The following is an 11,409-nucleotide window of genomic DNA, read 5'->3' as shown; positions in this document are numbered from 1 at the left end:
CGCCTGGTGGGCGGCCTTTTTGTGTTTTCGGGGTTCTGTAGTCGGTTATGTACAGCGGTTTCAGCCAGGCATTGGGGGCTATTGGCGGGGCGCTGTGGGGGGCTTCTCTTGTTGCCTTGCGAGGGGTCGAGATCGCCATGGAGGTGCTTGGCGGACGATGGAAGCTGGCCGTTCTGGAGAAGCTCCTGGAGAGCGGCACACTGCGTTTCGGCGAGCTCAAGCGTGTGCTGCCGGGCGTCACACAGCGCATGCTCACTCGGCAACTCCGCGAACTGGAGACCGACGGGCTGGTCGAACGCACCGTGTATCGCCAGGTGCCGCCGAAGGTGGAATATTCGCTGACCGAGGCGGGCGAGAGCCTGCGGGACATCGCGGCCCGGCTGGGTTCGTGGGGGCGCTGGTATCTCGACACCCACGGCACCCCGTCCGGAAAAGCCGCCGAATCAGGCCTCGTTGGGCGGGACGAAAAGTCGTTCGGTGAGGGCGTCGACGGTGTCGAGCACGACGCCGGCGAAGTAAACGGTGCCGATCGCGAGCACATAGGTGCCCAGTGAGGAGATGTAACCGGGCGTGAGCCGCTCGGCGTCGACGATAGGCCGGTCGCCCGAGCGGCTGAAACCGAGTCTGGAGAACGGCAGCCGTACATAAGTGATGGGGAGACCGCCGAGGGCGGCGACGACCCCTTCGAGGTCCTTGTGGTCCGGCATGCAGACGAGCACGTGGTCGATGCGCGGCCACAGGGTTTCGGCGTGGCATCGGGCGGTGGCCGCCCCCGTTTGGTTGACGGCGGAGTCCACGAGCAGGTGGGTGCCGGAATCGATCCGGTGGAGGGAAAGCCGTCCGGGAAGGATCACGGTTTGGAGCGTTCCGGAGAGTGAATTGGCCGTCGGCACCCGCAGTCCCCGGCGGGAGAGGAGGCGGAGGGCCGCCGTGTGGCCGAGGACGGCGTTCTGGCCGCTCAGACCGATGGGCAGCAGTTCGGCGGGGAAGGAAAGCGGACCGGTCGGCTCCGGCGAGGCCGGGTCGAGCACCTCGACGTCGACGGGCGAGGTCTCCCGCATGGCCAAGAGCACGCCGGGGTTCTGCGGCAGTGAGACGACGGCTTCCGTGTGGTGATCGGCCAGGCCGACTTTCTCACGGGCGATGTCGGGCACGGTTTCGCCGAGAATGCCGAGGTGTTCGCCGAAGATCTCGGCCACGGCGAGGACGGTGGGGGGAAAGATCGCGGCCTCGTCGGAGCGCCCGCCCATTCCGGCTTCCAGCACAAGGACGTCCGCCTTGATCTGGCGCGCGTGAAGCACTCCGGCGATGGTGAACAGCCCGGAGGGGGCGAGGTAACCGGGTTCGTCGTCGCGGTTCGGAAGGTGCTGCCGCGCGCCGGCGAGCTGCCGGGCGAGATCGCGGAATGTGGCGTCGTCGACGGCTGCGCCGTTCACTCGAATGCGTTCGCGATTGTCGCGCAGGGCGGGACCGGTGACGGTGACGACGCGGAGTCCGGCGGCGGAGAGTACGGCGGAGGCATAGGTGGCCGTGGTGCCTTTTCCCTTGGATCCGACGATGGACAGGACGGGAATGGCGTTGTCGACGTCCAGCCCGAGGATCTTGACCAGCGCGCGGGCCCGCTCAAGGCTGCGGCGCTCGCCGTCGCCCCGCGTCCGCCATTCGTCGAAGAAAACCGCGTCCAATGTCACCGGCAGATGTTACCGCCGGGCCAAGAACGCCTGTGCGCTGGGGTTATTCGGCCTGCCGAAGGCTCGGCACCCCACATGACCTCTTGATCTTGGGCGCCGGAGCGTTCGCTAGATCATCTCCGGGGTAAGCCCGGATAACGTGGCCCGCTCGGCGGGCAAGGTGGGACAACGGTTGGGGCAACCCCCGGTCGCACTAGGCTGTTCTGGTGATGTCAGTGAACGAGCTCGCGGCCGTTGAGGCAGAGATCAGGGGCCGGGGCGTTGAGTGGGAGATCGATCCCACCCTCGATCGGATCGCCCTCCTCATGGATATTTTGGCCGATCCCCAACGCGCCTACCCGATCGTTCACATCGCGGGCACCAACGGCAAGTCGAGTACGGCACGCATGGTCGAGGCGCTGCTGCGCGCCCGTGAGCTGCGCACGGGGCGTTACACCAGCCCTGAGTTCGCGAGTCTGCGGGAGCGGATCTGCGTGGACGGCAAGCCGATCTCCGCGGAGCAGTTTGTCGAGGTTTTCCGTGACATCCAGCCTTACGTGGAGATGGTTGACGCCAAAGGGGTCCGGCTGTCGTTCTTCGAGGTGCTGACGGCGATGGCGTTCGCGGCCTTCGCCGACGCCCCCGTCGACGTGGCGGTCGTCGAGACCGGGATGGGCGGCACCTGGGACGCCACCAACGTGGCCGACGGCCTGGTGGCGGTGGTCACGCCGGTCTCGCTGGACCACACCGAATACCTCGGCCCCGACGTCGAGACGATCGCGGGCGAGAAGGCCGGCATCATCAAGCCCGGGGCGACCGTGGTGCTGGGGCAGCAGCAGTTGTCCGCGGCTCAGGTGCTGATGCACAAGGCCGCCGAGGCCGGCTCCGTGGTGGCCCGGGAGGGCATCGAGTTCGGGGTGCTCGGCGCGGAGCTCGCGGTCGGCGGCCAGCTGATCCATCTCAAGGGGCTCAAGGGCGTCTATGACGAGATCTACCTTCCGCTGTACGGCGCGCACCAGGCGGCCAACGCCGCCTGCGCTCTGGCCGCGGTCGAGGCGTTGACCGGCGGGGACGATCCCCTGGATGTGGAGCTGGTGCGGCAGGCCTTCGCGGGTGTCACGTCGCCGGGACGCCTCGAGGTCGTGCGGGGCGGGCCGACCGTGCTCGTCGACGCCGCCCACAACCCGGCGGGCATGGAGGCCACGCTGGCCGCCGTGCACGAGTCCTTCGACTTCACCCGGCTGATCGCGGTCGTGGCGGTGATGGCGGACAAGGACGTGACCACTCTGCTTGAGCTGCTCGAACCCATGACGGCGGAGATCGTGGTCACGCGCAACTCCTCCCCGAGATCGATGGAGGCCGACGAGCTCGCCGCCCTCGCCGAAGGTATCTTCGGCGCCGATCGCGTCCACAAGACGGCGCGCATCGACGACGCGATCGACCTCGGCATCGGTCTGGTCGACGAGGCCGGGGAGTTCAGCGGGGCGGGGCTGCTGATCACGGGATCGGTGGTGACCGCCGGCGACGCCCGGGTGCTTTTGAAGGCGGGCGGCGCGGATGGCCGTTGAGATCGACCTTGAGGCCGCCGCCGAGATCGGCGCTGAGATCGGCGCTGAGATCGAGGCTGAGGCCGCCGCCGGGGTCCGCGGCTCAGATGACGACGGTGTGAAGGTGAAGGTGGGCGAGTGATGAACTTCGAGGTCACTCCGGGCATGCGTCGCCTGTGCGCGAGTGTGCTGGGCATGGAGGCGATCGTCGTCGGGCTGAGCACGCCGGTCGCCATCTCGGTCGGCGGCGTCGCCCCCGCGCTGGCCGTGACGGTGGGCATCGGTCTCGCGCTGTTGTGCATCGTCACCGCCGGCCTGCTGAGATGGCGTTTCGCCTATGTGCTGGGGAGCCTTGCGCAGGTTCTTGCGATCGGGGCGGGATTTCTGGTTTCGAGTATGTTCTTCCTTGGTGCGCTGTTCCTCGCGCTGTGGATCACCGCGATTATCGTTGCTCGCCGTGTCGAAGGCGTGACTTCCCGCTAAAGTCGGCCTACATGGCCGTCCCCCCATTCCAGCGCTCCCACGCGGTGGCGGTTCCCCCAGTGGGGTCATCGCGCGTGCTTCCCGCCTCGGTCGGCGATGGGCTGCTCCTCCTGCTCATCGCGCTCGCGTTGCCCTTGGCGATCGTCGCCGTGCCCAGCACGGTCTCCGTCGTCTCATCACTTTTCCCGCCGGGCATGGAGCCCGTGCCGATGTATCGCGCCCACGGGCTCGCGCTGCCCGCGATGGCGGTCGCGGTGCCGCTCGCCGCGGCGCTGCTGCGCCGGGTGAGCCCTGCGGCGATCATGCTCCTCGGGCTCGCGTTCCTCGCGGTGGCCGACGCCGCGGGAGGCTTCGCCGACTCCGCGGCGACCGTCGGGCTCTTGCGGGTGGGCCACGGACTCGGGGCCGGCCTGCTGGCGCCCGCGACCTTGGCCGCGGCCTGGCGCACGGTGCCCGCGGCCCGGGTGGTGTGGGCGGCGGCGCTGGCCGTCGGCCTGATGATGGCGCAGGCCCTAGCGCTGCTGCCGATCGACGAGGCGACCTCGTGGCGCGTCACCCTGCAGCCCTATCCGATGGTCACCGGTGTGGCTCTCGCTCTCGGCGCGATCTACTTCGTCCTCTGCCTCAGAACCGGCGACCCCGCGGATGCCCGTGCCGACTGGTCGCTCCCGTGGTTGCCCACCCTGGCGTCGTCGGCGGCGATCGCTCTTCTCGCCATCGGCACCACCTTCTCCTGGATGTCGGCCTACGTGCTGCCGGCCGCGGGGTTGTCGCTGGTGTTGCTGCTCGTGCTGGCGTCGTTCGAACGTGTTGTCGGGCATGCGGGGCGTTCCGCCGCCCTGGTGATGATCATCGTGGGAATGGTCGTTCTCCCGACGGCGGCCCAGGTCACCAACGTGGAGCTGCGCGGGCTCGGGGGACCGGGGCTGTCCGGGTTGTGGCTGTCCTTCGCGGTGGCCTCCGCGATGGCGGTCGTGGCGGCCGCGGTCGGCGCCCGCGTCGCCGTGGAGCGCACGCACGCCCTGGTGTGGGCGGGGTTGCTGCTGGTCGTGGGGGGATTGGTCACCGTGAGGCTCATGGTGCCGGTGGCCGACGGCCTGCCGTTGATCGCCCTCTTCGGGTTGTTGTCGGTCGGCACGGCTTTGTCGGTTGTGGCGTCCTTGCGAAGAGCGGGCCCGATGTCCGCGGTGTCCGCCGTGTCGCTGTGCTTCTCCGCCGTGCTCATCGGCTACATGCTCAGCGTCGGCATCCAGTTCGTGTGGCTGCGCGGTGTGGTTCCGGGTCCGGAGATGGCCGACGCGCTGGTGGGCGCCGTGCACGAGTGGGCCCTCGTGGCGGGTTTCCTCGTGCTCGCCGTCATCGTCTACGGCGCCTTCCTGGCCCGCCAGGAGACCGTCCGGGCCGGCGCCCCCGCGGTCGCCGGGCCTGCGGCGGAGGCCCCCGACACCCCCGTTCCGCCCCCCGCCTCCGTTCCCGAGGACACCCCGCCCGCCCACCGCTCTCCTTCCGTACGGCAGGAGCTCGCCATGGCCCTCCTCGTCCCCTCACAGCCGACCACCACCGACAAGGGGGACAAGGGCGGCGCGGATAAGAACAGCACAGACAGGAACGGCGCAGACAAGGACGGCACCGACAAGGACGGCACCGACAAGGACGGCGCGACCGACCCGGCGGCCCCTCGCCAATCCGAGGAGAAGGCGGGCCAGGCCACCCCACCCGCCGGTCCGGACACACCCGCCTCCCCACGCCTGCTCCATCGGCATCTGCCCCACGACCGGCCTCCCGGCGACGAGACCGCCCCCACCGCCTCCGACCACGATCGGGCGGACGACAGCGCCGCGGGCGAGCCGAACGGCGGCATCTCCGCCGCCGAGCCCCAGGCCGTCACCGGGGATGTGATCGCCGCGGGCGACGCGGGGACACAGGGGAAGGGCGAGGACGTGACTCGGGAAAAGACATCCGGCTCACCCGAATCCCCTCGAAAGCCCCAGGTGGAGGCCCCCGGCGCCGCCACAGGCGAGCGGGCGGCCCCGAACGGCACTCCGGTGGCCCACGGTAAGGGTCGATCAAGCGACTCAGGCGACCAGCGCGGTTAACGGCGTCCCACACCTCTCCGGCGCCGCCCGTCGCAGGTCACGTCATCAAGTGGCTTCCGCCGTACGGCACCGCGGGGTGTGAGATCGCCAGGGGAGACCCGGCCAATACGGCGGGGGCCCACGTGACCGTGTGGCTTCCGCCGTACGGCGGTGCGGGGTGTGAGGTCGGCCGGGGGGCCGGCCGGAATGGCGGAGTGTGCATGTCATCGTGTGGCTTCCGCCGTACGGCACAGCGGGGGTGTGCGATCGCCCAGGGGACCGTGCGGGGGGCGGTAAACTTCGCGCGACCACTTACCGCATTCCGCGGGTCAGTCTTGTTCAAAGGAGAACCCCTGGTGTCTGAGCGCACTCTCGTCCTGGTCAAGCCCGATGGTGTGAAGCGCGGGCTCGTCGGCGACGTTCTCGCCCGGGTCGAGCGCAAGGGCCTCACGATCGTGGCCATGGAGCTGCGCACGCTGGACGCCGACACGGCCAAGGCGCACTACGCCGAGCACGCCGAGAAGCCGTTCTTCGGGGAGCTGGTCGACTTCATCACCTCCGGCCCGCTCGTGGCCATGGTGCTGGAGGGGCACCGGGCGATCGAGGCGTTCCGGACGCTGGCCGGGGCGACGGACCCCGTGAAGGCGACGCCGGGCACGATCCGCGGCGACCATGCTCTGCAGATCGGGGAGAACGTCGTGCACGGTTCCGACTCGCCCGAGTCCGCCGCCCGCGAGATCAAGATCTTCTTCCCGGACCGCTTCTAGTTCAATCCCGGGTAAGGCTTCCTCGGCCGCACGTTTGACCTTTCTGAGGCTCTGCGGGCGGTAAATGATGGGGATTGCCCGGTGTGGTGTCTGGCATGTTGGGCCCCGTCGTGACTGAATGACGGGGCTCTCCGCATTCCGGGCAAACAGGAGTTGAGGGCAGAGACGACAAGTTTTTCCCCAACAGGGAGGGCTCAGCCCGCTCGACGGTGGGTACGTCACGTTACGATTCGGATGCGATCCGTAATCATTCGCTAACGACGTTACGGAAGGCCTCCTTCCCCATGGGCAGCAAGCTCGCTTTTCTCGGCCGTGACATGGCGGTCGATCTCGGTACCGCCAACACGTTGGTCTATGTGCGTGGGCGCGGCATCGTGCTCAACGAGCCGTCCGTCGTGGCGATCAACACGACAACCGGCAAGATCGTGGCAGTGGGCATCGAGGCCAAGCGCATGATCGGTCGTACGCCTGGCAACATCGTGGCCATACGTCCGCTCAAGGACGGCGTCATCGCCGATTTCGATGTCACCGAACGCATGCTCCGATATTTCATTCAGCGCGTGCATAAACGTCATCGTTTTGCCAAGCCCCGCATCATCATCGCGGTTCCCAGCGGGATCACGAGTGTGGAGCAGCGCGCGGTCAAGGAAGCCGGTTATCAGGCCGGCGCGCGCAAGGTCTACATCGTGGAGGAGCCGATGGCCGCGGCCATCGGGGCGGGCCTGCCGGTGCACGAGCCGACCGGCAACATGGTCGTCGACATCGGCGGCGGCACCACTGAGGTGGCCATCATCTCGATGGGGGGCGTGGTGGCCAGCCAGTCGCTCCGCATCGGCGGCGACGAGCTCGACAAGGCGGTGATCACCTTCGCGAAGAAGGAATACTCGCTGATGCTCGGCGAGCGCACCGCCGAAGAGATCAAGATGGCCATCGGGTCCGCATGCCCCCTCAGCCAGGAGGCGCACGCGGAGATCCGCGGGCGCGATCTGGTGAGCGGCCTGCCGAAGACGATCGTGATCTCCGCGCATGAGATACGCAAGGCCACGGAGGAGCAGGTCAACGCGATCGTGGACGCCGTCAAGACCACGCTCGACAAGTGCCCGCCCGAGCTCGCCGGCGATCTGATGGACCGCGGCATCGCGCTGACCGGCGGCGGTGCCCTGCTGAGAGGCATGGACGACCGGTTGCGCAACGAGACCGGCATGCCCGTGCACCTGGTGGACAACGCGCTCGACTCGGTGGCGATCGGCTCGGGCAAGTGCGTCGAGGAGTTCGAGGCGCTTCAGCAGGTTCTGGTGCCGGAACCGCGGCACTAATGCGGGACACGCGCCGGGCACGGCTGTTCCTCGGGCTGCTGCTCGCCATGGCCCTGGTCATCGTGACGGTCGACCACCGCGCACGGGGCACGTCGCCGTTCGCGACGCTCCGCGAGGTGGGGGCGTGGGCGATCGGGGGAGTGCAGAGCGCGGTGTCCGACGTGGTGCGGCCGGTGGGGCGGTTCTTCTCGATCTTCACCTCGGCTCCGTCGGCGCAGGAGCGCATCGCCGGGCTCAAGGCGGAGAACGCCCGGCTGCGGGCGGAGTTGTCGGGCAACAGGCTTGATCAGTCCCGGTCGGCGGAGTTGCGGCGAATGCTCGGGGTGACGAGGGCCAAGGGTTACAAGGTCGTGCCGGCCCAGGTGGTCGCCCGGCGTGGGCTGCCCGGTTTCGAGGACGCGGTGGAGATCGACGTGGGCACCAGGGACGGCGTCCGCTCCGAGATGACCGTCCTCAACGACGACGGGCTCGTCGGACGTGTCCTGCGGGCGGGGACGGGCACCTCGACGGTGGTGCTGCTGAGCGATCCGGCCTCGGCTGCGGGGGCGCGGCTGGAGGAGGGCAACGAGGTCGGTGTGGTCAACGGGGTGGGTGAGCACGGGCGGCTGGTCAAGTTCAAGCTGCTCGACGCGACGGCGACGCTGGCGCCGGGCCAGCGTGTCGTGAGCTTCGGCTCACAGCGCGGGGCACCGTACATCCCGGGGGTGCCGATCGGGGTGATCGAACGGGTGGAGTCGACGCCGGGCGAGCTCACTCGCACCGGATATGCCCGCCCTTATGCCGACCTCACCTCCCTGGATGTGGTCGGTGTGGTTGTGGGGGCACCTCAGCGCGACGTGCGTGAGGCGGTGCCCGCCGAGCGCGAGCGCAAAGGATGACAGCTGTGCCGATCGTGGGGAGAGGGGGTCACCCGTGGTCGTGTTGGCGCTGGCGGCGGCGATGCTGATGCAGCTCACCGTCGTCAACGTGTTGCCCTTGCCGGGCGGGGCGGCGCCCGACCTGGTGCTTCTGGTGGTTATCACCGCGGCGATGGTGCGGGGGGCCGGGAGAGGGGCGTTGATCGGGTTCTGCTCGGGGCTCGCGGCCGATCTGACGCCGCCGGTGATCCATCCGGCGGGGCAATATGCGTTGGTCTACTGCCTGGTGGGGTTCATGGCGGGGCGTTTGAGTGAACGGTCACCACGGCTGGGCGTGGCCGTCGCCGTGGCGTGTGTGGTCGCCGGGCCGCTGATCGCCGCGGGGGTGGCGGCGCTGATCGGTGACGAGCGGGCCACCTGGGCGGCGCTGCAGACGGCGCTGCCGCTGACGATCGTGTTCACGCTGCTCGCCGCGCCCGTGGTGGTCTGGTGTGTGCGCCGCATGCTGGGGGAGAGGCCGGTGCGTGAGGTGCGTGTCGCGGCCGTGCCGGTGCGGGGGCGGACATGAAGCCGGCCTGGGGCAGGCTCCTGGTGTTGCAGGTGCTGGTGATCGGCATGCTGGCGGTGCTGGCGGTCAGGTTGTGGCAGGTGCAGGTGGTGCGCGGCGCGGAGTTCGTGCACGCGGCCACCGAGACGCGCACGCGCGATGTGATGGTGCCGGCGGTGCGCGGGCAGATCCTCGACTCGGCGGGCCGTCCGCTGGTGCGCAACCGCACGGCGCTGGTGGTGTCGGTCGCGCCGACCGCGCTGGTCCGCACGCCGGGGGGCGGTGCGCAGGTGCTGGCGAAGTTGTCGGCGGTGCTCGGGCAGCCGGTCAAGGAGCTCAAGCAGCGTCTGCGCGCCTGCGGGCCGAAGGTGACCAGGCCGTGCTGGCCAGGCTCGCCATACCAGGCGATCCCCATCGACGCGACGGTCACGACCAGGCAGGCGCTGCAGATCCTGGAACGCCAGGAGGAGTTTCCCGGCGTCACCGCTGAGATCCAGGCGGTTCGCGAATATCCGGGCAAACACGAGGCGTCCCAGGTGCTCGGCTATCTCCAGCCGGTCACCAAGGAGGAGCTGGACAAACGGCATGGGCTGAAGTCCACGTTCTCCGGGGTGGACCTCGTGGGGCGCGACGGCCTGGAGTTCGTATACGACGAGGAGCTGCGCGGCACCCCGGGGGTGCGGCGGGTGCAGGTCGACCGGCTCGGCAAGGTCATCGGGGTGGAGCAGCAGGTCGCCCCGGTGAGCGGGCACACGCTGATCACCAGCATCGACGCGAGGGTCCAGGCAGTGGTGGAAAAGGCCCTGGCCGGCGCCATGAAGAGCGCGCCGAAGGCCGACGGCGCGGCGGGGGTGGTGCTCGACGCGCGCACGGGGCGGGTGATCGCGCTGGCGAGCGCGCCGAGTTACAACCCGTCGATCTGGACGGGTGGCATCTCCGAGCATGAATATCAGGCGTTGTTGTCGGAGAAGTCCGGCAAGCCGTTGGTTTCCCGCGCCATCAAGGGGGAGTTCGCGCCGGGGTCGACGTTCAAGGTGTCGTCGGTCGCGGCGATGCTGCGGGACGGTTATCCGCTCAAAGGGCAATACTCCTGCCCGGGGTCGTTCATGGTGGGCGACCGGCCCTTCAACAACTTCCGGGGCATCGGCCTCGGCACGCTGACCCTGCACTTGGCGCTCGTCAAGTCGTGCGACACGATCTTCTACCGCGCCGCCTACGAGCAGTGGCTGCGCGATGGCGGCCTGCACCCGAAGGGGCGCACCAAGGAGCCCATGGCGACCACGGCCAGGATGTTCGGCTTCGGCCGTCCGAGCGGCATCGACCTGCCCGGTGAGTCGGCGGGCCGCATCCCCGATCGCCTCTGGAAGCAGCGCATCTGGGCCGCCACCAAGGACGAAAACTGCAAGCGGGCCAAAACCGGCTATCCAGAGGTGGCGAAGAAGGACGCGGGCCGCGGTGCCTTCCTGAAACGGCTCGCGTACGAGAACTGCCTGGAGGGATTCCAGCTCAGGCCGGGCGACGCGGCGAACTTCTCCATCGGCCAGGGCGACGTGCTGGTGACCCCCCTCCAGCTCGCCTCGGCATATGCGGCGCTGGCCGGTGACGGCAACCTCCGCAGCCCCCGCGTCGCGTGGGCTCTGATCCGCCCCGACGGCACCAAGGTCAGGGAGATCGTGCCCCCGGTGATCGGCAAACTGCCCATCACGGCGGAGCAGCGCACCTACATCCGCAAGGCACTGAGCGAGGTGCCGTCCGACGGCACCGCGGCTGGGGCGTTCGCCGGCTTCCCGATGGACAAGGTGCGGATCGGCGGCAAGACCGGCACCGCCGAGGTTTACGGCAAGCAGGACACGTCGTGGTTCGCCTCCTTCGCCCCGACCGAGTCACCGCGGTTCGTGGTGGTGGTCATGGTGTCCCAGGGCGGTATGGGCGGTCAGACGGCGGCACCCGCGGTGCGGGAGATCTACGAGGGCATCTACGGCATCAGCCGGAAAGAGGCCACCCCCGATCCTCGGGCGAGCAAGGTCGCGGGCGATCACGAGGACCGGCGGTCCGAGAGCGCCGAGGCGGCGCTGCCCGCGGGCCGCCCGGCCGAGGTCCTGCCCCTGGTCGGGCCGGACGGCAGGGTGACTCGGTGAGGGGCCCCG

At 69.3% G+C, this 11,409-nt stretch carries 11 protein-coding genes; 10 read left to right on the top strand and 1 reads right to left on the bottom strand.

Features of this window, described 5'->3' with window-relative positions; genetic code table 11:
* Positions 1-47: 47 nt before the first annotated feature.
* Positions 48-554 (top strand): winged helix-turn-helix transcriptional regulator, encoded by a 507-nt coding sequence (locus Ssi02_RS39545; RefSeq protein WP_275410799.1) that lies wholly within the window; start codon positions 48-50, stop codon positions 552-554.
* On the opposite strand, the gene Ssi02_RS36630 is transcribed toward Ssi02_RS39545, so the two are convergent.
* On the bottom strand, positions 444-1,691 hold the full coding sequence (locus tag Ssi02_RS36630) for a folylpolyglutamate synthase/dihydrofolate synthase family protein (RefSeq protein ID WP_307825867.1): 1,248 nt from the start codon (positions 1,689-1,691) through the stop codon (positions 444-446). The genes Ssi02_RS39545 and Ssi02_RS36630 overlap by 111 nt on opposite strands.
* A gap of 209 nt (positions 1,692-1,900) precedes the next feature.
* Between Ssi02_RS36630 and Ssi02_RS36625 the strand changes: the two genes are divergently transcribed.
* The 9 genes from Ssi02_RS36625 (at position 1,901) to mrdA (ending at position 11,400) form a co-directional block, all read left to right on the top strand.
* Positions 1,901-3,238, top strand: a complete 1,338-nt coding sequence (locus tag Ssi02_RS36625) for a bifunctional folylpolyglutamate synthase/dihydrofolate synthase (protein WP_204032801.1) — start codon at positions 1,901-1,903, stop codon at positions 3,236-3,238.
* Positions 3,228-3,359, top strand: coding sequence for a hypothetical protein (locus Ssi02_RS39540; protein ID WP_275410798.1), 132 nt, complete (start codon positions 3,228-3,230; stop codon positions 3,357-3,359). The genes Ssi02_RS36625 and Ssi02_RS39540 overlap by 11 nt, the downstream gene beginning before the upstream one ends.
* Positions 3,359-3,700 (top strand): DUF4233 domain-containing protein, encoded by a 342-nt coding sequence (locus tag Ssi02_RS36620; RefSeq protein WP_204032798.1) that lies wholly within the window; start codon positions 3,359-3,361, stop codon positions 3,698-3,700. The genes Ssi02_RS39540 and Ssi02_RS36620 overlap by 1 nt, the downstream gene beginning before the upstream one ends.
* 11 nt (positions 3,701-3,711) lie before the next feature.
* On the top strand, positions 3,712-5,796 hold the full coding sequence (locus Ssi02_RS36615) for a hypothetical protein (protein ID WP_204032796.1): 2,085 nt from the start codon (positions 3,712-3,714) through the stop codon (positions 5,794-5,796).
* Positions 5,797-6,131: 335 nt separating this feature from the next.
* Complete coding sequence (gene ndk, locus Ssi02_RS36610) at positions 6,132-6,542, top strand: nucleoside-diphosphate kinase (protein ID WP_239130342.1); 411 nt, start codon at positions 6,132-6,134, stop codon at positions 6,540-6,542.
* Between the two features lie 284 nt (positions 6,543-6,826).
* A complete protein-coding gene (locus tag Ssi02_RS36605) occupies positions 6,827-7,858 on the top strand; it encodes a rod shape-determining protein (RefSeq protein ID WP_204032791.1) in 1,032 nt (343 codons plus the stop codon).
* A complete protein-coding gene (gene mreC / locus Ssi02_RS36600) occupies positions 7,858-8,736 on the top strand; it encodes a rod shape-determining protein MreC (RefSeq protein ID WP_204032789.1) in 879 nt (292 codons plus the stop codon). Before Ssi02_RS36605 ends, mreC begins: the two co-directional genes overlap by 1 nt.
* A 34-nt stretch (positions 8,737-8,770) precedes the next feature.
* Positions 8,771-9,283, top strand: coding sequence for a rod shape-determining protein MreD (gene mreD / locus Ssi02_RS36595; protein ID WP_239130339.1), 513 nt, complete (start codon positions 8,771-8,773; stop codon positions 9,281-9,283).
* Complete coding sequence (gene mrdA, locus Ssi02_RS36590; protein ID WP_204032786.1) at positions 9,280-11,400, top strand: penicillin-binding protein 2; 2,121 nt, start codon at positions 9,280-9,282, stop codon at positions 11,398-11,400. Before mreD ends, mrdA begins: the two co-directional genes overlap by 4 nt.
* The last annotated feature ends 9 nt before the right edge of the window (positions 11,401-11,409 follow it).

This window comes from Sinosporangium siamense, from assembly GCF_016863435.1.
GTDB lineage: Bacteria > Actinomycetota > Actinomycetes > Streptosporangiales > Streptosporangiaceae > Sinosporangium > Sinosporangium siamense.
Note: the sequence above shows the minus strand (reverse complement) of the source record. Positions and strands in the feature narration are given on the sequence as shown.

What these genes read in the sequence shown, in the direction of transcription:
- Ssi02_RS39545 (WP_275410799.1), top strand. Translation starts at nt 48, where the DNA reads ATGTACAGCGGTTTCAGCCAGGCATTGGGGGCTATTGGCGGGGCGCTG.
- Ssi02_RS36625 (WP_204032801.1), top strand. Translation starts at nt 1,901, where the DNA reads ATGTCAGTGAACGAGCTCGCGGCCGTTGAGGCAGAGATCAGGGGCCGG.
- Ssi02_RS39540 (WP_275410798.1), top strand. Translation starts at nt 3,228, where the DNA reads ATGGCCGTTGAGATCGACCTTGAGGCCGCCGCCGAGATCGGCGCTGAG.
- Ssi02_RS36620 (WP_204032798.1), top strand. Translation starts at nt 3,359, where the DNA reads ATGAACTTCGAGGTCACTCCGGGCATGCGTCGCCTGTGCGCGAGTGTG.
- Ssi02_RS36615 (WP_204032796.1), top strand. Translation starts at nt 3,712, where the DNA reads ATGGCCGTCCCCCCATTCCAGCGCTCCCACGCGGTGGCGGTTCCCCCA.
- Ssi02_RS36605 (WP_204032791.1), top strand. Translation starts at nt 6,827, where the DNA reads ATGGGCAGCAAGCTCGCTTTTCTCGGCCGTGACATGGCGGTCGATCTC.
- mreC (WP_204032789.1), top strand. Translation starts at nt 7,858, where the DNA reads ATGCGGGACACGCGCCGGGCACGGCTGTTCCTCGGGCTGCTGCTCGCC.
- mrdA (WP_204032786.1), top strand. Translation starts at nt 9,280, where the DNA reads ATGAAGCCGGCCTGGGGCAGGCTCCTGGTGTTGCAGGTGCTGGTGATC.